This is a genomic window from Butyricimonas sp. Marseille-P2440 (assembly GCF_900091675.1).
GTDB classification, from domain to species: Bacteria; Bacteroidota; Bacteroidia; order Bacteroidales; family Marinifilaceae; genus Butyricimonas; species Butyricimonas synergistica.
In genome coordinates this window covers 364,493-389,432 of sequence record NZ_LT594608.1, presented here as the reverse complement: position 1 = coordinate 389,432, position 24,940 = coordinate 364,493, and the positions used below count along the sequence as shown (strand labels likewise).

Sequence of the window (24,940 nt, the reverse complement as noted above, 5' to 3'; positions counted from 1 at the left end):
ATGATGAAAATGATGAAATATGTATTAGCACTCCTTTTTGTGGGAGTGCTTGGAAATTTGTCTGCCCAAATTACTTTCTTCCAAGGAAGTTTTGACGAGGCTTTGAAACGGGCGAAGACTGAAAAGAAGGATGTGTTTATCGATTTCTACACGGAATGGTGCGGACCTTGCAAGGTAATGGCGCAAAAAGTGTTTACCGTGCCAGAAGTGGGTGATTACTTTAACAAACATTTCGTGTGTTGCAAGTTGAACGCGGAAGCTCCCGAACAGGCGGAACTCGTGAAGAAATATGGGGTGGAGGCTTTCCCCACGATGTTGTTCGTGAATGTGAAAGGCGAGGTGTTACGTTTGGTGTCGGGTGCGAAAACTCCGAATGCGTTGCTCCGCGAAGCGAAGATCGTAACGGGTGATATGTTGACGTTCGAGAAATTGTATGAAAAGTCCAAGAAGGAAAAGAAAAACACGGAGTTGCAGCAGGAATTATTGTTTCGGGCCCCCGAGTTTATCACTACTCAAACGGGCTATAACCGGGATAAATGGATGGTGCGTATTGAGTCGCTTTTCCCCGAGTACGTGAAGAACAAGAAATTGGATCAGATGATTAACGCGGAGGATTTTTATATCATCAGCATGTATCACACGGAAATCAAGGATAATGACGGGATATTTGATTTCTTGGTGAAAAATTATCCGGAGTATGCCGAGAAAGTGGGGAAGGAGAAAATTCAGGATTTCATCTTGGGACTTTACAACAATTACATTGTTTCTTTCTGTAAAAACGGGAAACAGGATTACAAGAAACATCTGGAGAGAGTGAAGGGTGACCTGCAACCTGTGTACGGTGATATTTCGTTTGGCTCGCTTTCCGCTTATGAAGCGATATCCTTGCTGGCGGACGGATATTACAGTCTTTACCGTAAAGATATAAATACGTTTTTTGGAAAGATGGACCGTTATTTTTCCGGAGCGGAGAAGGCTTTGGAGGTAAACGATTACACGCAGCCGATCGAGGATTTGTATACCGTGTACCGCGGGAATTTGCCGGAAGGGACACATGCTAAAGTTATCGTTTGGTTGGATAAGGCTTTGAAACACGAGATGGCAGCGCAGTTGCGCACTCGTTTGTTGTATATGCTGGGGGATTGTTTTTATGCCACGGGTAATTTGGAAAAAGCGAAACAGAGTTTGAATCAGGCTTTTGTCGTTAGTTCCGGAATTGAAGATGTGGAATTGATGAAGCATTTGCAGAATATGATACAAGAGAAGTTGAGAGAGTTATGAGGAAATTTTTGTCATTCATATTCCTTGCTTTGTCTTTTGTTCCCTCGATATTCGCGCGAGAGGATACGGTAAATTTTCGGTATGGTCGATTGGAAAACGGGTTGACGTATTACATTCGCCGTACCGGAAGTATGCCCGGGCATGCTGATTTTTATCTCGTGCAAAACGTGGGAGCTTTGATGGAGGAGGATGAACAAAACGGGTTGGCTCATGTACTTGAACACATGGCGTTTCATGCCACGGAGAATTTCCCTGACGGGGTTCCGGCTTTCTTGAAGCGGCACGGGGTGAGTAATTTTAACGCGTATACCGGGCATGACGAAACGGTGTATAATATAAATAACGTGCCTTCCGTTTCGAAATTGCTGGTCGATTCCTGTATTCTGGTTTTGAGGGATTGGTCCGGTTTCCTCAAGTTATATCCCGAGGAGATGGAAATTGAGAGGCAGGTGATACTGGAAGAACGCCGTTCGGGAATGGATTTGTCCAACAGGTTGCAAACTCGGGCTAATTATTTTATTTACAATGGAAGCAAGTATGCCACGCATGACGTGATCGGCACCGAGGACGTATTGCGGAATTTCACGGCCGAGCAGCTAAGGAGTTATTACAAGGATTTCTATCGCCCGGACCAACAGGCTGTGATTATTCTCGGGGATATCAACGTGGATGAGGTGGAAACCGAGGTGAAACGTTTATTTGTTCCCATTCCCCGGCGGGATAACCCGAAACCTCGTCTTGTGTATGATATTCCGGATCATCCGGAACCTCAATATCACAAATTGATAGACAAGGATGTGCCGAAGAACGGGATGGTGCTTATGAAACGTTTCCGAAAGAATCCGGTAAATTCATTGCGGGAGATGTTGCGGGAGGATTTGTTACGGGAGTTGTATAATAAGATCATGCGTGACCATTTGGCGGAGTGCATGGAGAGCGACGAGATGGCATTTCTTGACGCGAGTATCGGTGTCTTCGATATCGTTCGTGATTACGAGGGGGTAAATATTGTCGTATCTTCTTTGCCCGGTATGGAACTCGAGGCGCTGGAGCAAGTGATGGAACAAATGGTGCGTGTGCATCGTGCGGTGATCACGGACGAGAAATTGCGTGCTTTGGCTGCCGGTTATCTTAAACGCTTGGAACAATTTAAGTTGCAACAAGATAAATTCCCGAATAATATGTATTTGAAAATGTATCAGAACAACTTCTTGCTCGGCTATCCGATCAGCGAGTTCGCGCAAAATATAGATACGACGAAGACCTTGCTTGCCGGTCTGACCGCGGAAGAGTTCCGGAAATGGATTGACCGTTGGTTTGATGATGACCGGAATTGGATTTTTATCATGCAGGGGAATCGTTCGGATTACCCGTTTCCCGAGGAAGAGCAAATTTCTACGGTGGTCGGGAAGGTGCGTGATTTGACGTTTGAGAAGGAAGAAGGACAAGAGGAGATGTTGGTGAACGGGAGGTTGATAGATTATGATGTCCCGGTAGGTAAGATCGTAAAAGAGAGGGCGTTAAAAGCGATTGATGCGGAAGAGTGGACTTTGAGTAACGGGACAAAAGTTTATTACAAGTACACGGACCATAACAGGGGCATGTTTAACATTTTACTTGGTAGCCGAGGTGGGCGTTCTTTGATTCCTGCGGAGGATTTGCCGTCGGCGGATGCCATGGTGGCTTTGTTCTTGAAGAGCGGTTTATACAAGTATGGGACGAAAGAGTTGAATGCCCTCACGCAAGCGCATTCCATTAATCTGGATATATTCCTGGAGGAAACATCCGAGAGTATGAATTGTACGAGTACGGCGAAAGATGCGGAATTTGCTTTCCAATTTTTGCATCTGGTGATAGAGAAGCCTCGCTTTGATAAGGTCGCTTTTGATAAGTACGTTCACGTCAATAAGTTGATGTCAGCCCATTCCCGCAAGACAACGGATGATACGATCAACGACGTGTTGAGGGAATTGCGTGTGGTGGAATCTCCCCGTTTGTGGGTGAAAGGGGCTTCTTATTACGAGGCGATGAATTACGAGAAGATGGTGCGTATTTTCAAGGAGCGTTACCAGAATGCCTCGGATTTCACTTATTATATCGTGGGGGATTTAGAGCGGGAAACAGCACGGGAACTTGTTGCCGAATATATCGCTTCTCTTGCTTCAGCTGGGGGGAAGAAGGAGCAACCGGTGAAATACGAGTATTACAAGAAAGAGAACGTGACAAAAGATATTGCCGTGGATATTCCCGGGCAGAAATACATGGTAGACATGGCTTTCTCGAATACCTTGAAAGTTAAACCGGTAGATAAACTTTGCATGATGATCCTTCAGAAACATTTCGAGTTCCTTTTCCAGCAACGTATCCGGGAAACGGAGGGCGGTTCCTACGGGGTGCACGTGCGGACGGATGTGAGTGATTATCCCGATCCGTTGCAGCTGTTTAATGTGCAATTCGAGAGTTCGCTGGAGAAAGGTCCCCGTATGCGAGCCATTGTGCACGAGTTGATCGAGGAGTTTTTGAGAGAGGGAATTTCTGATGAGGATGTAGAGGATTTTATCTTGTTGTTGAAAAAGGAACGGGATGCCGTTCCGGATTTCGGAAGTATTCCTTTCTGGACGGAAAATATTCAGTTTTACCAACGAACGGGGAAACGTTTGGATGCTCCCGAGTTTTTCGAGAATGTGATTGATAAAATCAAGGCGAAAGATGTGTTGGTTTTTGCCCGTAAGTTTTTCGCGGATGCGCAATGTGTTGATATTGTCGTGAAATCACGATAGTGTGAATCGGGCATAGAATACAAAAAACGTCCGAGTTTTCTCGGACGTTTTTTTGTGTATAATATCAGAAAAATTATTTCTTTCTGTTTTCCATGTGCGTTTTGTAACGGTTCATGAACTTGTCAACGCGTCCTGCAGTGTCGATCAATTTGATCTTACCGGTGTAGAACGGGTGGGAAGAGTTAGAAATTTCCATCTTGATTAATGGATACTCAACTCCGTCGATTTCAATAGTCTCCTTTGTTGCTGCGGTAGACTTGGTGATAGTAGTCATTCCATTAGACATATCTTTAAATGCTACTAGTCTGTAATTTTCAGGATGTATGCCCTTTTTCATCTCGTATATAATTTTTAAAATTGTTTCTACTTTTACGGGCAGCAAAGATAGTCGATTCATTATAAACCACAAAGAAATTCAGTGACTTTTTTTCGAGAAGGGGGCATTAAAACGTTTATATCCTTTGTTTGATAGGTGGAGCGTATGTTTTAAAAATAAATGACGCCGGGGTTTACGCTTGTCAGCACGTACCTTCCGGCGTCGGGGAATGGATTATATCATTTTTGAGGAACCACTTCCTTCCTCAAGTTTTTTAGTAATTCTTCACCCACGAAGCGCTCGAAGACTTCCGGAGTCGGGTTGTCTTTTTGCATTTTCAAAGCGGACAAGTACTTTGCTTTGTCTTCCCCCGGGATGATAATCAAGGGTTCATGAAACATCATTTGGATGTAATTCATGAGCAACAGGGCAACGGTAATATTACCTTCCCCGAACGGCTTGATGTGAGAAAAATAGTAATGGAGGTCGGCTCCCAGTTTTACGGTTAGTATGTCGTGTACGTTATTTAGTTTTTCATTTGTTTCCTTGCATAGGGCGTCCAGCTTGCCCGGTATCTGTTCATAGTTTGCCGTGACGCCTTCCTCGTAGTAATCCTCCTCCAGGCGGAAATCACCCAATGACGTGTCATACCTGCCGACGGGCGTGGTTTCCTCTTTTCCGGTGTGGTGCATTACTTTTGCACTGACTTCGCGGATGAAATCGGAAGAGAGCCGTTTGCGTTGTTGGGCGCATTTCATCAGGTAGAGGAAAGCGTTGCTCAGGTCTTTTACCCGGAGTACGGTTTCCCGCGGTACCTTCGGGGAAATCTCGATGTCGTTTATAATATTGAAGAAATCTTGTTTCTTTATATCCAGCCCGTCGAGGCGGGCGATCTCGTAAAGCAAGGTTTCCACTCTTCTCGGGGAATAGCCTTTGGTTGCCAGTTTGGCTCTTTCGAGATACTCTTCTCTTGTCCTACATAATTCTTGCCACATAATTGTTCTTTTTTTCTTTTGGTACGTGGAGTTGGTCGGGTTGGTTCGGTTTTTAAATTTATTTGTCACATGAGTCTATCTGTTGACAATTAAAGTTTATGGATCGGGAGTATAACCTTTATGAGAATGTTGTATCTTTGTCCCCTCGAAAAAACGAACAGTTATGATTAGGGTTGAGAGAGAGTATGTACCGTTTTACCGTTTCGCGGGATTGAGTCGTTTCCCGGAATTGAATCACTTCGTTTCCGGTAGGGAAGGAGGGGTGAGTACAGGGGGGCGCTTTTCGTTGAATCTGGGATTCATGGATGAAGACAGCATGGAAAATGTACTGGTTAACCGGGAGCTATTGGCTAATGCTGTCGGGTGTAATCTTGATGCTTTCACCTTTGGAGAACAGAAGCACACGACACATATCGAGGTGGTCGACACGACAAAGCGGGGAAAAGGTGGAAAAGAAAAAGAGAGCCGCCTGCCCGCCACGGATGGACTGATTACCCGGGACTCGGGAATTTGTTTAATGGTCCTGGCTGCGGATTGTGTTCCGGTATTGCTTTATGATCCCGTGGAGCGGGTGATTGCCGCGGTTCATGCCGGGTGGCGGGGAACTGTTGGGCGGATTGCAGCACGGGCGGTGCAACGCATGGAGGAGGAATTTCACTGTCAACCCGAGAATGTTGTCGTGGGTATTGGTCCATCCATCGGACCTTGTTGTTTCGAGGTGGGCGAGGAAGTCATCGAGTCTGCCCGTGAGGGATTGGGAGATATACGGGGGCTCGTCACGAACTCCGAGAATCCCGGCAAGTATTACTTTAATCTGTGGGAGGCGAACAAGCGGCAATTGGAACAAGCGGGTGTACTACCTGCCCGGATTGAGGTTGCCGGAGTCTGTACGGTATGCCATCATGATCGATTCTTTTCTTACCGCGGGGATCACGGGGATACGGGACGTTTTGGAGCGGGAATCATGCTAAAAGAATGATACGATGTTAGGAGGTATTTTTATCATTATGGCTTTTTATTTACTGGGCGAGTGTATGGCTTGGTTGTTGAACGGGTTCGTCCCGGGAAGCGTGTTGGGAATGATGTTGCTTTTCGGGGCGTTATCCTTGCGATGGGTAAGTCCGGACAGGGTGCGCCCTGTTGCCCGCTTCCTGTGTAACAATATGGCGTTCTTTTTCCTTCCGGCGGGAGTGGGGATTATCACGTCGATGGATGTATTGTCACGCTATTGGGATATCGTGTTGGTGGTCGGGACGGTCACGACGTTGCTGGTGTTGGTCGTGGTGGCTACACTTCAGCAATGGCAGGAGAATCGCAGGCATTCGGGAGTGAAGTAACATTTTTAAATTACAAAAGAGATGCAGTCAATAGTTTCGTCGGAGATATTTATTATCACCTTGGTTTGCGGGGTATATTTGATGGCGTTGTGGTTGTACCGGAAAACAAAGATTGCCTTGTTGCATCCTTTGTTGGTTTCGATTCCGGCTTTGTTGGGATTGATGAGCGTGTTGGAGATACGGTATGAAACGTTCCAGCAGGGGAGCCGGATGATTAATTTCTTGCTAGGACCGTCCGTTGTTGCCTTGGGATTCGTGCTTTGGGAACAAGTGGAATACATGAAAAGTAACGCGGTTTCCATTTTAACTTCTATCTTTGTAGGTAGTCTGGTCGGTATCGTGAGTGTGATAGGCATTGCCCGTTGTATGGGAGCCGATCATGTGCTGATAGCCACCCTGGAACCGAAGTCTGTTACGACCCCGATAGCTATGGATGTCGCGGAAAAAGCCGGGGGAATACCGGCAATCGCGGCAGTGATTGTCATCGTGGTCGGTATTTTCGGGGGTATTGTAGGACCGTTCGTGTTGAACAAGTTGAATATCGATAGCAAGATAGCCCGCGGGTTATCGCTGGGAGCTGCCGCCCACGGGTTGGGGACTGCCCGGGCGATGGAATTGGGCGCTTTGGAAGGAGCCATCAGCGGGTTGGCGATCGGGTTGATGGGAGTGACTACCGCGATACTGGTTCCGGTTATTGAATGGATCATGTCATTGTTTTAGATGTTAAAGGATTTTACGGCTATAGATTTCGAAACGGCTAACCGTTACCCGACAAGCGCTTGTTCTATCGGGATTGTCGTCGTGCGTGGCGGAGAGATCGCGGAGGAATTCTCGCATCTGATAAAGCCGGAACCGTTTTATTTTTACCGCAAATTCGTCGAGATTCACGGGATTACCCCGAAGATGGTAGAGGAGGCGCCTTCGTTTTATGATTTGTGGAGCGTGATGGGGCGCTATTTCGACACGCAGGCTTTGGTGGCTCACAATGCGGGGTTCGACATGAGCGTGTTGAAGGCTTGCCTGGAACGGGCGGATATTTATATCCCGATGCCCCCGTCCTATTGCACGTGCCGGCTTTCCCGCAAGCTGGTGAAGGGTTTGCCTAATTATAAATTGAATACCTTGTGCGATCATTTCGGGATTGCACTGAATCACCACGAGGCATTGAGTGATGCCCGTGGTGCAGCAAAAATCATGATAGAACTCGGTCGGTTATAACCGGCTGATAATTTCTTTGAAGATAGCTCCCATGCGGGGTTGGGCGTGATTGCCCACGTCTTGTACTTCCGCGTGATTCGTGTTGAGCAGTTCCGGGCTGGCTGTACTGTTCGTGATGACCGACATTCCGAAGCATTCCATGCCCATGTGGCGAGCCACGATGATTTCCGGCACGGTAGACATTCCCACGGCATCCCCGCCGATAACACGGATCCAATGGTATTCCGCCGGAGTCTCGAAAGAAGGACCTTGCAACCCGGCATAAACGCCTTTCTGAAGTTTAATGTCCAATTTTTTCCCGGCTTCCTCGGCGAGGGCTATCAGGCGGGGGCTATACGCTTCTGCCATGCTCGGGAAACGGGGTCCCAGTTCGTCGATATTCTTTCCCCTGAGCGGGTGTTCCGGGAATAGGTTGATGTGGTCGCGAATCACCATGAGATCGCCCACGAGATAGCCGGTATTTACCCCTCCTGCCGCGTTGGACACGAAGAGGGTCTTCACACCCAGGGCGTGCAGTACTCTCACGGGGAAAGTCACTTCCTGCATGGAATATCCCTCGTAATAGTGGAAGCGTCCTTGCATGGCAATCACTTTCTTGCCCCCGAACGTGCCGATCAGCAATTGTCCCCGGTGTCCCTGTACCGTGGATACGGGGAAATGGGGAATAGCCATGTACGGGATGGCGTGTTCGATCTTGATGGATTTCCCGAGCTCTCCCAGTCCGGTGCCCAGGATAATCCCTATCGTGTGTGCGCCTTTGATGTAAGGCGCCAAGTATTGGCTACTTTCTTTTATCTTGTCTAACATAGTTGTATATATTTTTAATGAGTTGGTCTTGTGACGTCAGGAATTCCGGTTCGATAGGAACGTAGAATATCCGTTGCCTGATTTCATCCGGAATGTTGCATAGGGCTAACCGAACGGCATCTTTTTCCGTGGTGAAAATGTACTTGTTCGGGTTGCCGATCTTGTTGTATTCCTGTGTGATCTGTTGTATGTCTGTTTCTCGGTAATTGTGATGGTCCGGGAAAGAAACATGATGTATTTGGTTAGTTAATTTTTCAAGGTGTTCGATATAAGGTGCCGGTTGGGCAATTCCCGTCACGCACAAGATAGCACAATCCGGGGTAATGGAACAACGGCTGCTCGTGTCCAGCGGGGTAATGTTCCCGTATTTCATCGTGGTAAACAGAAGTTGCTGGTAAGCCATCAGGTTCAAGTGCTTCGATATGATCCGCTTCTCGATGGGAGATATATTGGCAGGGCATTTCGTGACAATCACGTAATTTGCCCGGTCTTTGGCACTCTGTTTCTCGCGCAGTCTGCCTAAAGGCAGAAGGCTGTCTTCATAGATCGGTCGGTTGTAATCGATCAGCAGGATGTTAATATCCGCCTTCACGTACCGGTGTTGGAATCCGTCATCGAGGATGATAACATCCGGTTTCTCCGGCAATTGCATCAATTTCTTGATGCCCCTCACCCGGTTGGCGTCGACCGCCACGGTGATGTCCGGGAATTTATTTTTTATCTGCATGGGTTCGTCCCCGATTTCGCTGGCTGTGGATTGTTCGGTTGCCAGAACGAATCCCGAAGTTTTACGTTTGTAGCCCCGGCTCAGGCAGGCTACCCGGTAATCGTTTTTCAACACGTTGATTAATGCTTCCGTGTGGGGAGTCTTGCCCGTACCGCCCACGGTGATATTCCCTACACAGATGATGGGGATATCAAATTCGTGTGTTTCCAGTATGCCTAGGTTGAACAGCCTGTTTCTGACGCTGACACCCAGTCCGTACAGGACGCTTAATGGCCATAAAGTAAGATATTTGAGCACCATGCAGTATATTGTTTATTCCTCGGGCAAAGGTCTTTCGGCATTTGCCCGGGGAGTTCGACATTCGCTTTAGTTGAACGTGAGATCGTAAGGTATTCTGGCTACCATCCCGTTGATTTTTAATAATTCTTTCTGACTACGGTATGTATCGTAGAATTCACCTAATTCCGCCTTGATGATCTTGGCTTTTACCGTTTCCGTGAGGTTGAGCAAGAGGTCTTCAAGCGTGTTGCGTTCAGCCGGAAGTTCCGTGATCTGGTATTCCGTGAGTCCGGCTTTTGCCGCGGCAATCTGTATGGCATCTTCCAACCCTCCCAGCACGTCAACCAGCCCGATAGTTAAGGCGTCCTCTCCGGTCCAAACTCGTCCTTGCGCGATCTCGTTCACTTCTTCTTTTGTCATGTGGCGACCTTGGCTCACCCGGTCGAGGAAAGAGTCGTAACCCCGGTTGATGTAATTTTGCATCACGTTTCTCTCGTAAGCGGTCAGCGGTCTGTCGCTGATCGGAATCGGGAGCGGGTAACCTCCGCCGAAATCACTGTGGTCATTGGTTTTAACCACTTCCGAGTTGATGCCTAGTTTATCTTTAATCAATTTCTCCCCGCTGAATAATAACCCGAAAATCCCGATAGAACCGGTCAGTGTGGTCGGGTCGGCAACGATGGTATCGGCTGCACAGGAAATGTAATACCCGCCGGAAGCGGCAACGTTCCCCATGGATGCAATCAATGGTTTCGTTTGAGCGGCAAGCTGAACTTCTTTCCAGATAATATCGGATGTCAAGGCACTTCCTCCCGGGGAGTTCACTCGCAGGACGATAGCCTTGATGTTCTTGTCTTCCCGTGCTTTACGGATGGTTTGAGCCAGCTCCGGACCGATCGTTGTCGGTGATTGTTGGAAACCGATTTCCCCTTGCGCATAGATAACGGCAATTTTGTCAGAGGCAAGATTGAGGGTCGGGAGTGCTGCGTTTTGGTATTTATCCAAGCTAATCATAGACAATTGGGTAGAGTCCGAAATTCCGCAAGCGGCATTCAGTTTGCCGAGCATCTCGTATTCATAAAGTGTCCCGTCGAAGAAACCTTCTTTCACGAATTCTTCCGTGGGATATACCTGAAAATCGTTGGTCAGCCGGGTAATCTTCTCTATCGAAATATCACGCCTCTCGGAAATACCTTTGATGATATTTCCCCATAGGGAATTGAGGTACGTCTGCACTTGCTCGCGGTTGGCATCACTCATGTGATCCTGTATGTAAGGTTCTACTGCCGATTTGAATTTTCCCACGCGGATCACTTCCGGTTGTACGCCGATCTTTTTCAACAAGTCTTTGTAGAAAGAGATGTTGGCAGACATACCCGTGAGCAATAACGGGGTTTCCGGGTTCACGAAAATACTGTCGGCTACCGTTGCCAGATAATAGCTTTTCTGGTCGTATCCCATGTTCGAGTAGCTGTATATGAATTTTCCGCTTTCCTTGAATTTCAATAGGGCAGTTCGTATCTCATCGATTGTGGCGAGAGCCCCGAAGTTCGATTGAATTTCCGTCAGATCGAGGTAAATACCCTTGATGCGGTCGTCTTTGCCGGCTCGGTCGATGTATTTCAGTATGTTGTTCAATCCCATCTGTTTATTCACGGTGAAGGTCATGATATTTAGGTTCTGTAACAGATTATCGGAAGCCCTGTCCGGGATCGGATCCCTGAAAGAGAGTTTCAAAATAGAATTATCCTTGAGAGTTACACTCTTGTTGCCCGCGAAATTAATGAGGCTGATGGAACTGATGAACATGACCATGCAAATGACAAGCATGAACGTGTTCACGATAATGACGCCGACAATCGTTGCTAATAAATACTTTAGAAAGCTTTTCATAATGTAGTTTTAATCGTTAATTATTTGTTATACAATAAACGAGATAGCTTTTTATTTTGGGTACGCGCAAATCATTTTTTTATAGAAAATGATTTTTACAAATGTATGGATTAATTTTGGTCATGCAAATTTAAAATTGGTGTTGTTTTGTTTCTCTTCTAATTTTTGATAGTTTTACGTCGGAACAAAATAGATACGGAATGAGTAAGTTTGAAGTTATAGGAGGGAAGCGGTTAAAAGGCGAACTGGTCCCTCAGGGAGCGAAAAATGAAGCGTTGCAGGTGATATGTGCTTGCTTGTTGACGAAGGAAGAAGTGGTCATCAGTAATATTCCGGAGATCCTGGACGTGATCAAATTGATTGAGTTGCTGAAAGGTATGGGCGTACAGGTCGAACGGCGGCAAAAAGGCGAGTTCTCGTTCAAAGCCTGCCATGTCGATTTGAAATACCTGGAAACGGAAGAATTTTATAACAAGGCATCCAGCTTGCGCGGTTCTATCATGATACTCGGCCCCCTGCTGGCTCTTCACGGTTTCGGGTTGGTGCCGAAGCCGGGAGGGGATAAGATCGGTCGGCGACGTTTGGATACCCATTTCCTGGGATTCGAGAAATTGGGTGCTACTTTCGAGTACGACGGTACCAACGGGTGTTTCAAGGCGTCCGCCCAAAAACTGAAGGGCGCTTATATGCTGTTGGACGAGGCTTCTGTGACGGGAACCGCTAATATTATCATGGCGGCTGTTTTGGCAGAAGGGGTTACTACTATATATAATGCGGCTTGCGAGCCTTATGTGCAGCAACTTTGCAAGATGCTGAACGCCATGGGAGCGCACATTTCGGGTATCGCTTCCAACCTGTTGACCATTGAGGGGGTCGAGAGTTTGGGTGGTTGTTGCCACCGTTGTTTGCCGGACATGATCGAGATTGGCAGTTACATCGGGCTTGCCGCTTTAACCCGCTCGGAAATCACGATCAAGGGTTGCGCTATTCCTCAACTGGGGATAATCCCTAATGTTTTTCGTAAACTGGGTATTCGCATCGAGGAACGGGATGACGACCTGTATATTCCCCGGCAGGAGCATTACATGATAGAGGATTTTATCGATGGCTCCATCCTCACGGTTGCCGATGCCCCGTGGCCCGGCTTGACGCCCGACTTGTTGAGTGTCTTTCTAGTCGTGGCGACACAGGCAAAGGGTAGCGTGTTGGTACACCAGAAGATGTTCGAGAGCCGTTTGTTTTTCGTGGATAAACTGATTGACATGGGGGCGAAGATCATCCTTTGCGATCCGCACCGGGCGACGGTGATCGGGCAGAATCATGAATCGCAATTGCGAGCCACGAAGATGACTTCCCCCGATATTCGTGCCGGAATCGCTTTGTTGATCGCCGCCTTGTCTGCCTCGGGAACCAGCGTGATCGACAATATCGACCAGATCGACCGGGGATACGAGCATATCGACGAGAAGTTGAACGCCATCGGGGCGGAGATCAGGAGAACGGAGTGATTGGGTGATTCAACGAATCACCCAATGATTTCGGTTTTCAAAGTATCCGGACTTTCCAGCAGGAGTTCGGATATTTTTTTGCCAAGAATGGGATGGATGAAGTCGGGCATGATTTCATTCAGCGGACACAAGACAAAGTTGCGTTGCGCCATTCTGGGATGAGGAACTGTCAGGCGAGGGGTATTGATGATTTGGGAATCGCAGAACAGAATATCAATATCCATGGTACGGGAAGTGAATTGTATTCCCGTGCGTATACGACCCAGCTGTTTTTCTGTTGCCTGGCACTTGTCTAAAACTTCTTCCGGGGTTAGTTCCGTGTTGTAAACCACGATTTGGTTGTAAAAGGGATTCTCGGATTCAAATCCCCACGGGGCGGTTTCGTAAAGGGAAGAACGGATTTCGATCTTCCCTATGGTCGACATTTCTTTTATCGCTTCGTCAAGGAGAGCTTTGCGATCTCCTTGATTTCCACCGAAAATGAGAGTTACCAGCATCTGCCAATTTTAGATTTTTGGTTCAGATTTAGTGTTTCTTGAAAGTATGCTTTCTGTTTTTTTGTTGCCTGTTATTATTGTTCGAAGGCTTTTTATTTGTCTTCTGTAACAAGTCTTTGGAATGTGACAACATCATACCTTCCGGCATTTCGATATTGCCCCCGTACAACGTGTTGATGTCATCGTATATTTGTTCGTCTTCCACGGAGTCTTTGTTCCAGGTAAGGAATGATTTTTTCATGTGGTTTGCCGTCAGTACGGTAAGGACTCTCTTGATCTCCGGGTCTTCGGTTTCCTTGATCTTTTCGATCAATCTTTCGGTCAACAACCCGTAGTGTCTGTACTTGATGCGGTGGTTGTTATACGGTAACTTTTCGGGCTTCTCTTCCAAGATCGCTTTATCGGGAAGGGGGTAGGGGGCATCAATGTCGAGAGTGAAATTCGACATGATCATCAAGTGATCCCATAGTTTGTGCCTGAAATCCGGCACGTCCCGAAGGTGGGGATAAAGGTTACCCATCACGCTGATGATTGTCCTGGCGGCACGTGTACGTTCGTCTCTGTCTGTTATTGTTGCCAGGTGATCGATCATGATCTGTATATTTCTTCCATATTCCGGAAGAATCAGTTTTTTTCTTTGGCTATTATAGTCCATTACAGGATAAGTTTTGTCTTTAAATTATTTATTTATAGGGAAACGCCGGAAAAATAATTTCGCTATACCGGAATCACTGTCCCTCGCTGTATTTATTATAGAATTTAGAATATGCTGCAAATATAATATTTTTTATTTATAAGTCGTTAATTTGTATCCCCTTGCACGTATAGTTTTGCAAACTTTAACAATAATACTTTTTGACCGTGCTTGGAAAATAGCACTTTAGCTTTCTTGTTTACCCCTAGCCCATCAAGCGCGATGACCTTCCCTGCCCCGAAACTCGGGTGGTAAATGACCATGCCGGGAATGACGCTGTTGCCGCTGATTGGTTGTAGTTTGGAAGTATCCATTTCCGGGATGTCTACCCGCGGTTGGGGTGCTAACGTGGGTTTTGCCATCCTTTCCATGCGTCCCGGGACGTTCAGTTTCCGGTCTGCGGATGACCGGGTCGGGGTGAAGAAACCTTCCAGGTACACGGGGTTGATTTCCGCTATAAATCGTGACGGTTGGGGATAAACCACGTTACCGTTCTTGTAACGGGAAGAGGAATAAGTCATGATGACCCTTTTCTCGGCGCGTGTCAGTGCCACGTAGAACAGGCGTCTTTCTTCTTCCAATGCTGCCGGGGTATAAGCGCTTTGCTGCGCGGGGAAAAGGTCTTCTTCCATACCCACGATAAAGACATTCTCGAATTCCAGCCCCTTTGCCGAGTGGATGGTCATCAAGGTCACCTTATTGTTGTCTTCCGGCTTCTCGCTGTCCTGATCGGTCAGCAATGCCACTCCTTCCAGGAATGCCGGGAGTTTATCTTCCCGGGCCTCGTTGTAAGCCGTTTCACAGAAATCCTTGACGGCGTTCAATAACTCTTGTATATTTTCTTTCCGGGATACACCTTCCGGGGTATCGTCCGCGGACAGGTCTTCGATGATCCCGGATGCCTTGGCGATACGATAAGTCGTTTCGTAAGCGTTTTCCTCTTTTGCCAGTTCCGTGAATCCCTCTATCAATTGTCTGAAGTTCGTCAGTTTGGCAGCTGTCGCGGCAGAAACCGCGCCGGGCACTTTATTCAGGTTGCAGAGCACCGTCCAAATGCTCGCGTTGTATTTTTGGGCGACCTCCTTGAGTTTGTCCACGGTCGTGTCGCCGATGCCTCTCTTGGGATAATTGATGATTCGTTTCAAGGCTTCCTCGTCATTTTGGTTGACCGTCAGGCGAAGGTATGCCAGCAAATCCTTGATTTCTTTCCGCTGGTAGAAAGACAAGCCCCCGTATATTTTATAAGGTATATTTCTTTTGCGCAACGCTTCCTCCATGATACGCGACTGGGCATTCGTCCGGTAGAGTATGGCGAAGTCGTTGAATTCGGCTTGTTCGTTCTGGGATATGCGGAATATCTCTTGGGCGACTTGGAAGCCTTCTTCTTTGTCCGACAGCGACTTCATCACCCGTATTTTGTCGCCTTCCTCGTTCTCGGAGAACGTCTTTTTGGGTATCTGCTCCTTGTTGCGGCTGATGATACTGTTCGCCGCGTCCACGATAGTGGTGGTGGAACGGTAATTCTGCTCCAGCTTGCAGAGTTTGTATCCCGGGTAGTCGTTTCGGAAGTTCAGAATATTCTCGATACGGGCACCCCGGAAAGAGTAGATACTCTGGGCATCGTCGCCGACCACACATATATTCTTGTGTTGTTCCGCCAGTTTCTTGATAATAAGGTATTGCGAGTAATTCGTGTCCTGGTACTCGTCCACGAGGATATAATCGAATTTCTTCTGGTACTTTTCCAGTATTTCCGGGAAGTCGCGGAACAAGATGTTGGTTTGCAGCAGCAAATCGTCGAAGTCCATGACGTCACTTTGGCGGCATCGTATCTGGTAATACTTGTATATTTCGGAGATCATCGGCTTTTTCGCCGCTTGGTCAGCCGCCACGATCTTTGCCGATTGGGCGTAAGCCTGTGCCACCACGAGGTTGTTTTTTGCCATGGAAATACGCCCCAGGACATCGTTCGGCTTGTACACCTTGTCGTCCAGCCGCAAGTCTTTGACGATGGATTTGATCAGGTTCTTGGAATCCTGCGAGTCGTATATCGTGAAATTGGACGTGTACCCGAGATGTTCGGCTTCCACTCGCAGTATTTTCGAGAAAATGGAGTGGAACGTGCCCATCCACAAGTTTGCCGCGTTGCTCTGCCCCACGAGCGCGGCAATACGTTTCTGCATCTCGCGTGCCGCTTTGTTCGTGAAAGTAAGTGCTAAAATACGGTAGGCGGGTACTCCCTTGCTCAACAAGTTGGCGATACGGTACGTCAATACCCTCGTTTTGCCCGACCCCGCGCCGGCAATCACAAGCGTGGGTCCTTCCGTGTTCACCACGGCTTCTCTCTGGTTCTCGTTCAGTTCGTTAATAAAGTCCACGATTTTTGCGTTTTCTGGAATCTTGAATTACTCGTGCAAAAATATAAAATCATTTCTATATCGGCAGGTGTATCGCGTGAAAATTTGCGACCTTTTTCTCGTGGGACATTTGTGCGGGGAATATTTATCTCGCTCTCTTGGGATTGAGAGCGGGACGTGTAACGGTTATGCTGGGATTAAGCTCCTGTATGGGATAAAATTTGCTGAAATTTTGGTCGTGTATTGCAACGGAACGAGGATTTTTCGTCCAAGTTAAAAAAGCATATTTTTCACTAAAACGTGGGCGAAGAGTGGGCTAACTGTAGGCGAAGTGTAGGTGATCCCGCCTAAAACCCGCCCAAAACCCTGCCAAAACCCGCCTAACGGGGGAAGATATCCCTCGCTTTAGGGGTGTTTGCCGGGTTGCTTGCATGAAATTGATGTGGCAAGCCACGGTTCCGCTAGTTTTCGTGTGTCGTTTTGTGGTATCGGCTCTTTCTTTCTATGGTATGTTTGTTTAAAATGTCTATCTAATGATAGAATTTATTGTTGTAATATTTTGTAAAAATGATTTTATTTTATACCTTTGAGAAGTATGTTGGGATAAGTCATATTGCGATTGAGTGATAAGGGGCGTTTATAATTTAAATTTCATTATCATGGGTGGCTCATATTTACTTTCCAAAATAAGGATGCAAGTTATTGAAAATACGGCATTCAATTTCTCGTGGAAAAATCAACGTCTTTTAGTCTTGTGCTAGTATCTGGCATGGGAATGCTGTGAATCAGGTGTGCTGATTTCATGTCATGAAGTCCGTTTTTTACTATTTACAAATCCCTTAATAATGAATTTATGAAGAGAATTCTTTTAACTTGGAGTGGTCTGGTTATTTTTTGTATAACTTGGTCGCAAGAGATAAAACCAAGCGAGCAGGCTCAAGGTTTTATGAACTTAAAAAATACCTCGGTCGATTATTGTTTGGGCTTGTTTAGTTATAAAATACCTTTGTTCGAGTTGTCATCGGGGAGTTATAGATTATCTGTTTTTCTTTCTTACACGGGCAAAGGAGTAAAAGTTCAGGATAAACCCGGTATATGCGGGTATAATTGGCAGTTGATTTGTGGTGGTGTGGTGACACGCACTTTGCGAGGAGGACTGCCGGACGAGGAGAGTAACGGGCATGCTTTTCATAATTACGATGTATATACGGATTCACTTTGTAAATTGGTGAATAAACACGAGATTGACGGGGAATCGGATATATTCACGGCTGTTTTTAACGGCAAACAAATATCGTTTATACTTGAAGCCTCGGGTGAGTTTAATGAAGTCCGGGCAGTGCCTTTAGAAAAAACCGGTATTAAGATAGAGTATGTTCATAGGGCTAATGGTCGGACTTGGTGTTTGACAGATGAAGACGGGGTTGTATACGAGTTCGGGAATCGAGAAGTAACAAGTAATGTAAAGTTGGAAGAAGGGGTGACATTTAATAGCGTGAAGAACATCGGTTATATTTCGGCTTGGTATCTTACCAAGATTATCATACCATCGGGACGGGAAATTTGTTTCACGTACTCGAAAAATATTACCACGAATTATTTTTTTACCTCGAAAATGATGTATCGATATGGGAGGCCCGTGAAAGAATACACGTTTAGTTTAAAACCTTACAAGACCCAATTGGCTCAATTGTATTCTTTGGCGGAACAACACGCGATGGCTGCGAAGTATGATTTCTACGCTATACGGGAGATGTTAGGGAAAATAGAACGCTTGGAATACTTAACTCAATGCGTTTCAAATTATAATGTATTGATGTATCAAGAGAAATTGTTTTTAATGTACCATAAATGTATGGGGATGGTAGCGGATTTATCCTCTTTATCCGAAAGTTCTTTTGGGGCTATTTCTGAGTTGGACAATTGTATTAATTTTTTGCAAAGTTTGTCGAAAATGTCACCCGCGGGTAACGGTCATATTCTTGCTGCTTTGGCCAGAACATTGGAAAGTATAAAGTCTATTTATATAGAAGCTTATTTGACAGCAGAAGAGAAATATGAGCAAGAAACAAGTACGGGGCAACAATATCAGGTGAGTTCCGCGCTACTCACGAAAGTTACCTGCGGGGACCAGGAACTGGTTCTGGAATATGATAACGGAAATACGTTGAATTCATTGAAGTTGTATTCTTCTTTGCATGATTTGATAGGACAGGTCATGTTGACACAGGAAGGAGGAAGGTTGACAAAGGTTTGTTTTGAAGATAATTTGGGAGAGAATAGGCAAGAACAATATTTTTCCTATTATAGCGGGAATTTTTCAAGTTATAAAGCTGATCTGTGGGGATATTACAGTGATAATGCGGGTTCAGGCGGGGAAGGGTATACTACTTATCGATTTATTGATTCTCGAATAAGGGTTGATTCGGCTTTTGTTTTCGGGATAAACGCCAAGTGTAATAGTCTGAAGATGATACGAACCTCTCTCGGGAGTGAAATTCAAATTGATTACGAGCCGAATTTTGTGTCTTACGGGGGTGGTTTGGATTACGGAGAAAGGGGATTTAGTCAGTCTCTTGTTTCTTATCCTTACGGGGGAATAAGAGTAAAGAATCTGATTTCGCGTGATGGATTTGGCCATGCGGATACTATCCGTTACTGTTATAACACGGAAGCGGGATATAGTTCGGGAGTATTCGTGTTGGATGGTGCTTTTGCGAGTAGAGAATTGAGGTATCGTGGTTCTAGTGTGGTCGATTACGTGAAATTTAGTGATTTACAACTAAACGGGGCTGCCGTGTTAAACACGGGAAATAACGGGGTAATGTATACTTACGTGGTGGAGGAAAGGGTCGGACAGGGTAAGACGGCTTATTATTATCACGTGCCGTGGAATGTTGTTTATAAAAATCGTTTTTCCGGGGGATATGGTTACTGGGCTTGCGGATTGCCCTTGGGGTGTGTTGATTACGATAAGGACGGGCGGATGGTGCGTATGGAAAAGAATTATTATCACGCTTCTTTGCCCCCCGATTGTAATTATTATACATCCCCGGAATTTGTTAATGCAAGTTCTGTCCCATTTCCTTTTGCCGGAAAGAAGAGGCAGTTGAAACCGTTCGGTTTTTACATGGACCGGAATGAAGTCGAGAAATATTATAAGGGACAGAGGGATTTTGTCGTGTGTAAAAGTCCCGTACGGACAATAAGTCCGTATTATGATTTGTATTTGCCGAATATTTCGCCCCGGGTGGATGTAAATGTACCGGATCAACGCTACACGCTATATTATGGTGGAAAAACTGTTTTGCGGGAGAAACAGGAATATATATTTGATTTGTCGGGGAGTGTTCAACAAGAAGGGCCGAAGTACGAGGATTTGTTCATGAATCCTGTATCTTCTTGCATTTTGAATAAGGTTAATTATTTTTATGGACAGAATCATGTGAATCCGGTTTTGACTGTCAGGCAGCAAAGTAACGGGGATGTGTATCATTTGTTTACACGTAGGATTCCGGATGCGGTAAATGTGTCGGATATGCCGGAGTGCGTGGATATGGTTGCATTGAACATGATTGATTTTCCGGTATCGGAACAACTTTATATTACGAGAAATAATGTTACATCACTTGTTTCGGAACGGGTATTTAGGTACGTGGCGGATACTATGAACGGGAAAAAGAGCTATTTGCCGAACGAGAATCATGTATTGCAGTTGGAGTCGCCCGTGGAAACCGCTTTGCCGTCCGTCGCTACTTTGAATAAGGTTTATTCATGTCCACGGGAGCAGTATGAATCTACAAAATTTTCACATGCCTGCGAAGGGGATTTTTTTCATGTGGTGCAAACTACAAGTAAAAGCGCGAGTTCCGTGGTTCGCCACGATCCGATAACAGGGAGGGAATTATTGTATGCCCGTAATGTCCGGTACGCGGAAATTGCTGCGATGGACCGTTTTAGAGCATTGCGGTTAACGGAAGCACAGGTGCAGGCGATTGACGATGGTTATGTTCCCGAGTTTTATCTCGTGAGCAAGTATGGTAATAGTGATCTTTTTTTTAAAGATTTTATTTCCATGTGTGATACGCTTGCCAGTCTTCAGACAACGCCCCCGGATGTTAGAGAGCTTTTTTATTATTATATGTTTTTTCCTATTCGGGAGTATGCCAAGAGGTTTTACGCTAAAGAACCTTACAGGAATCTGGATTCATTAAGAAATGTTCTTTTGGGTTGTTTGTCGCCAACGGTTTACGAGCACTCTTGTCGGGCATTTCTTGCAAATACGCCAGACGTGTCTGCCCGTATACGGAATTTATTTGAGACTTGCGTTTACATTGTTTTGTATAATGTGTTTTATTTCACGGAAGACGTGTATCAATTACGCGGAGTTACGCTTAACCGGGAGTTGACAGGGGTGGATTTGCCGGATAAATTGATTGTTGATGTAGGGAAGAATCTTTATTACATTTTGGCTTTAGTTATTAGGGGAAAAAATAATTTCACGGAAAATATCAATTATAGGGTTGTTTACAAGGGAGGCAATTCGCGGGATTTTACAACGGAAATTCCGGTTGATACGGCCATTTGGCAAGCGCGATCGCTTGACATAGATTTGACGGGTGTCGTTGACAAGGATAATATCGAACGATTGGAGGTGCAGCTTCCTTCTCGTGTCGGGGAGGCGGGAAAAAGGGTTCGGGGAGCGGTGTTGGGAGTGCTGGCACCGGTCGGGGTTGAATTTAAAGCTCTCTGCAGGGATTGGCGAGGTTGGGTATTTTGCGAATTGGATCATCAATTGCAGTTGAAGCGGTTTGAATATGACGGGGTCGGGCGGGTCGTGAGAATTTTTGATGCTCAAGGACGTGTCGTGACGGAAAATAATTATCACGAGTCATCAAGGTAATCTCGTGAAAGTACAGGTACGCGAGTGAAAATTTTAAAAGGAAAAAAAGATGAAACGGGTTGTATTAATGGTATGTTGGCTGGGGCTGGCGGTTGTCGTGACGGGAATTTCTCGTGTCTTTGCCGGCGAAAGAGTGGACGCGCGCGATAGTGTTCCGCGGCGAATGTCAAATTCATTGCCGGCGTACACGCCGACAATGAATCACGTGGTAGAAAAAATATTTTTGGACGAATCCGGAGATCGTTTTGTGAGTAACGTGACATACCTTGATGGTTTCGGGCGGAAGTTGCAAGCAATTCAGGTTAACGGTTCTCCCGGGGGAAGCGGTGATCTCATCATTCCGTATGTTTACGGTGTTCACGGCAGAGTGGAGAAAGAATACCTTCCCTACGCGAAGGTGGGGAATAACGGGGCTTTTGACAATAATTCTTTACTTCCCTCGAACTGGTTGGTTCACGGGAGTTCGGATGCCCCGTTCGCTTTCACGTTGTCGGAATATGACAATAGCCCTCTCGATAGGATTGTGAAGCGGACGGGACCGGGGAAGAGCTGGCACGAGTCGGGCAAGGGGGTGACGACGAGCTATCACCTGAACGAGGCGAACGAGGTGCGCCTGTACCGGGTGACCAGGGATGGGGCGCTCACGCTCGACGGGTATTACCGGGGCGGGAGTTTACAGAAAGTTATAGTCAAGGACGAGGACGGGACTCAAAACGAGACATTCATGGACAATGACGGTAGGACCGTTTTGTCTGTCAACGTGAATGTTGATGAACGTTTGGAAACATATAGCGTGTACGATGATTATGGAAGATTGAGGTACGTGTTGTCGCCGGAGGCGAGCGCTTTACTGGGCAACACGATAAACGAGAGTGTCCTCGAGCGTCTTGCTTACCGTTATCACTATGACCGTTACGGTCGTCTGGTTGAAAAGCGTTTGCCGGGATGTGCCCCGGTGTACCTGGTTTATGACCGGCGTGACCGGCTGGTGCTGAGCCAGGATGGGAAGCAGTGTGTAGAGAATGCCGACAAGTGGAGTTATTTCCTTTATGACGGTCAGAATCGCGTGGTGGAAACGGGTGAGGTCGTGATAACGGGAACGGTGAAGAGCCATGCCGCCTTACAGGGGTCGGCGACGGCGAGTGATAATTACCTCCCGACGGGGAGCCGAGTTCCCTTGCAACACACGCTGTACGACAGTTACACGGGTACGGCGGATGTGCCCGTCCTTCCCTTCGAGGCGACAGACGGGTACGCTTCCGGTTATCACGACCGGGTGACCGGGCTGGTGACGAGCGTGAGGACGAGGGTGTTGGGAGTTACCCCGGTGAAATGGTTGACGGTGACGACGTATTACGATGACCGTTGCCGTGTAATCCAGACGGTGAGTGATAACCTGGAGGGAGGTCTGAGCCGGGTGGACATGAAGTACGATTTCACGGGTAACGTGGTGAAGCAGCGGGAGAGCCATGTTGTCGGGGGGCGGACTGACGTGCTGGAGAGCGAGAACACGTATGACGACCGTGGTCGGTTGTTGTCCTCGACGGTGAAGTTGAACAACGGGAGCCCGGCGACAACGAGCTACACGTACGACGCTGTGGGTCGGCTGGTGAAAAAGAAACACGGGAGGGTGGAGGAAACGCTGGCTTACAACACCCGGGGGTGGTTGACGGGGAAGGAGAGCGTGCCTTTCAAGATGAGGTTGCGATACGAGAACCCGTCGGGAGGCGCGGACGCTTGCTGGAACGGTAACATCAGCGAGTGGGAGTGGCAGCACGGGACGGGTGCCGCCTTGATGTACGGTTTCGCATATGACGGCGTGAACCGGTTGACGGGCACGGTGCAGAAGCAGAAGAGCGGGACGACGTGGTCGGCGCTGTCGGGCAGTTACCTGGAAAAGGGGATCACTTATGACCGTAACGGGAACATCAAGACGTTGCAGCGTACGGCTAACGGGACCACGGTGGATAACCTGGTTTACAGTTACACGGGGAATCAATTGACGGGTTTGACGGAGAACGTTACCGGGACTCCCGCCGGGGATGTTTACGTGCGGGGGAGTGCCGCTGCCGGGAGTTACGTCTATGACAAGAACGGTAACCTGGTAAATGATAGCCGCCGTGCTTTGAATTTGTCGTATAATGTTTTAAATTTGTTGAGTGAAGTCAAGACCGGCAGTACGGTGAAGGCGAGATACGGTTACCTCGCCGACGGTACGAAGTTGAGGGTACGTGACGCGGGAAGCAATGGTTTTGACTACTTGGGTTCTTTGACATACAAGAGTGGCAGTGGCGGTTTGCAACTGGAGTCGGCGAGTTTCGGTGATGGCGTGATCTTGACGGGCACGGGCGGTCAAGAGGTGAATTACTTCCTGACGGATCACCTGGGTAGTGTTCGGGTGATCGTTGACGGTAGCGGGGTGGTGAAAGAGCGGAATGATTACTACCCTTTCGGGGCAAGGCACGCGAGGGCAGATTACCCTCAACAGGCTGTGAACCGTTTCAAGTACAACGGTAAGGAGGAGCAGGTGACGGGAGGCTTGGGGTACCTTGATTACGGGGCGAGGATGTACGATAGCGAGTTAGGGATATGGTTTGTGGGAGATCCTTTTCAAGAGAATATTGTTTCATTATCTCCTTATAATTATTGTTCGGGAAACCCCATGATATTTATTGATCCTAACGGGGCTTTGATGACTCATTACGTGGATGAAAATTACAATGTGATTTTGCAAACGAATGACGGCAGTGATGATGTTGTTATGGTTCCTAATAATCGTCGCCAAGAGTTTGATAAAGAAGTGAAGTGGTATAATAGTTGTGGATACTTGAATAACCCGACATGGAATCAATACTGGAAGGACGAGTTAGGTTTAGCAGGTTTCCAATTTTCCGAAGAAGCTCTTCGAGTCTTGGACCAATTTAATAGCAAGTGGGCTCGAAATAATGCCGCTCGTTTTTTATTGAAGCCAACTTTTTGGAATGCTATAAGGATGTCCTTTAGCGAGGCAACAAGTCAATGGACTAACCCGGAATTATTGTTAGTGGGTGCAAAGGCGACAATTGTTGGCTTGAATACAACAGCTCGCATGAGATCTGAAGTGGTATTTGTTGTGACAGAGAATGGAGTTGTGTTACCTAAAGGAGCTAATATACCAAAACATTATGTGCAAAATCCTTATAGAAAAGGAAGTTATGGAATAATTAAAGATGGAGTATTTCATGAAAAATTGAGAATAGATGCGGCAACTCCCAAGGGAAAGAAGGGTCCTAATGTGAGTCACATTCATGTAAATGGAAGTGGGCATCATAAAACGAAATGGGATTTTTAATAATAAAATTAGAGTGA

At 46.8% G+C, this 24,940-nt stretch carries 17 protein-coding genes; 9 read left to right on the top strand and 8 right to left on the bottom strand.

What is annotated here, in order from left to right; genetic code table 11:
* Both BN8899_RS05300 and BN8899_RS05295 read left to right on the top strand, forming a co-directional pair.
* Positions 1 to 1,281, top strand: coding sequence for a thioredoxin family protein (locus BN8899_RS05300; RefSeq protein WP_231932270.1), 1,281 nt, complete (start codon positions 1 to 3; stop codon positions 1,279 to 1,281).
* Positions 1,278 to 4,061: a M16 family metallopeptidase gene (locus tag BN8899_RS05295; protein WP_065218600.1), complete on the top strand. Its 2,784-nt coding sequence runs from the start codon at positions 1,278 to 1,280 to the stop codon at positions 4,059 to 4,061. The genes BN8899_RS05300 and BN8899_RS05295 overlap by 4 nt, the downstream gene beginning before the upstream one ends.
* A 73-nt stretch (positions 4,062 to 4,134) precedes the next feature.
* Here the strand turns inward: BN8899_RS05295 and BN8899_RS05290 are convergent, their stop codons facing one another.
* Together BN8899_RS05290 and BN8899_RS05285 are read right to left on the bottom strand one after the other, a co-directional pair.
* Positions 4,135 to 4,398 (bottom strand): type B 50S ribosomal protein L31, encoded by a 264-nt coding sequence (locus BN8899_RS05290; RefSeq protein ID WP_026207888.1) that lies wholly within the window; start codon positions 4,396 to 4,398, stop codon positions 4,135 to 4,137.
* A 218-nt stretch (positions 4,399 to 4,616) separates the two neighbouring features.
* Positions 4,617 to 5,372, bottom strand: a complete 756-nt coding sequence (locus BN8899_RS05285; protein ID WP_065218599.1) for a Fic family protein — start codon at positions 5,370 to 5,372, stop codon at positions 4,617 to 4,619.
* Positions 5,373 to 5,535: 163 nt separating this feature from the next.
* Between BN8899_RS05285 and pgeF the strand changes: the two genes are divergently transcribed.
* From pgeF to BN8899_RS05265, 4 genes are read left to right on the top strand one after another with little or no spacing between them, the layout of a single operon-like run.
* On the top strand, positions 5,536 to 6,351 hold the full coding sequence (gene pgeF, locus BN8899_RS05280) for a peptidoglycan editing factor PgeF (RefSeq protein WP_065218598.1): 816 nt from the start codon (positions 5,536 to 5,538) through the stop codon (positions 6,349 to 6,351).
* Positions 6,352 to 6,355: 4 nt separating this feature from the next.
* Entirely contained in the window at positions 6,356 to 6,709 is a 354-nt protein-coding gene (locus tag BN8899_RS05275) for a CidA/LrgA family protein (protein WP_065218597.1), read from the top strand.
* 21 nt (positions 6,710 to 6,730) lie between these two features.
* Entirely contained in the window at positions 6,731 to 7,429 is a 699-nt protein-coding gene (locus BN8899_RS05270) for an LrgB family protein (RefSeq protein ID WP_018339566.1), read from the top strand.
* Entirely contained in the window at positions 7,430 to 7,927 is a 498-nt protein-coding gene (locus BN8899_RS05265; protein WP_065218596.1) for a 3'-5' exonuclease, read from the top strand. It abuts the gene before it with no gap.
* Here the strand turns inward: BN8899_RS05265 and BN8899_RS05260 are convergent.
* The 3 genes from BN8899_RS05260 to sppA all read right to left on the bottom strand — a co-directional run bounded on the left by BN8899_RS05260 (position 7,922) and on the right by sppA (position 11,633).
* Positions 7,922 to 8,734 (bottom strand): purine-nucleoside phosphorylase, encoded by an 813-nt coding sequence (locus BN8899_RS05260; protein WP_065218595.1) that lies wholly within the window; start codon positions 8,732 to 8,734, stop codon positions 7,922 to 7,924. The genes BN8899_RS05265 and BN8899_RS05260 overlap by 6 nt on opposite strands.
* A complete protein-coding gene (gene lpxK, locus BN8899_RS05255) occupies positions 8,709 to 9,761 on the bottom strand; it encodes a tetraacyldisaccharide 4'-kinase (protein WP_065218594.1) in 1,053 nt (350 codons plus the stop codon). The genes BN8899_RS05260 and lpxK overlap by 26 nt, the downstream gene beginning before the upstream one ends.
* 66 nt (positions 9,762 to 9,827) lie before the next feature.
* Entirely contained in the window at positions 9,828 to 11,633 is a 1,806-nt protein-coding gene (sppA, locus tag BN8899_RS05250; RefSeq protein WP_018339570.1) for a signal peptide peptidase SppA, read from the bottom strand.
* A 200-nt stretch (positions 11,634 to 11,833) separates the two neighbouring features.
* Between sppA and murA the strand changes: the two genes are divergently transcribed.
* Positions 11,834 to 13,141 (top strand): UDP-N-acetylglucosamine 1-carboxyvinyltransferase, encoded by a 1,308-nt coding sequence (gene murA / locus BN8899_RS05245; RefSeq protein WP_065218593.1) that lies wholly within the window; start codon positions 11,834 to 11,836, stop codon positions 13,139 to 13,141.
* Between the two features lie 17 nt (positions 13,142 to 13,158).
* Here the strand turns inward: murA and folK are convergent, their stop codons facing one another.
* From folK to BN8899_RS05230, 3 genes are all read right to left on the bottom strand, one after another.
* Positions 13,159 to 13,638 carry a 2-amino-4-hydroxy-6-hydroxymethyldihydropteridine diphosphokinase gene (folK, locus tag BN8899_RS05240; protein ID WP_065218592.1) on the bottom strand — a complete coding sequence of 160 codons (480 nt, stop codon included), beginning with the start codon at positions 13,636 to 13,638 and terminating at the stop codon, positions 13,159 to 13,161.
* A gap of 28 nt (positions 13,639 to 13,666) precedes the next feature.
* The gene (locus BN8899_RS05235) at positions 13,667 to 14,293 is read right to left on the bottom strand and encodes a DUF4290 domain-containing protein (protein WP_065218591.1); all 627 of its coding nucleotides are present in this window, start codon (positions 14,291 to 14,293) and stop codon (positions 13,667 to 13,669) included.
* 146 nt (positions 14,294 to 14,439) lie between these two features.
* Positions 14,440 to 16,710 (bottom strand): ATP-dependent helicase, encoded by a 2,271-nt coding sequence (locus tag BN8899_RS05230; protein WP_231932269.1) that lies wholly within the window; start codon positions 16,708 to 16,710, stop codon positions 14,440 to 14,442.
* 832 nt (positions 16,711 to 17,542) lie between these two features.
* On the opposite strand from BN8899_RS05230, the gene BN8899_RS05225 reads away from it, so the two are divergent.
* On the top strand, positions 17,543 to 21,592 hold the full coding sequence (locus BN8899_RS05225) for a hypothetical protein (RefSeq protein WP_148375282.1): 4,050 nt from the start codon (positions 17,543 to 17,545) through the stop codon (positions 21,590 to 21,592).
* Positions 21,593 to 21,641: 49 nt separating this feature from the next.
* A complete protein-coding gene (locus BN8899_RS05220; protein WP_231932268.1) occupies positions 21,642 to 24,923 on the top strand; it encodes a DUF6443 domain-containing protein in 3,282 nt (1,093 codons plus the stop codon).
* Positions 24,924 to 24,940 lie beyond the last annotated feature (17 nt).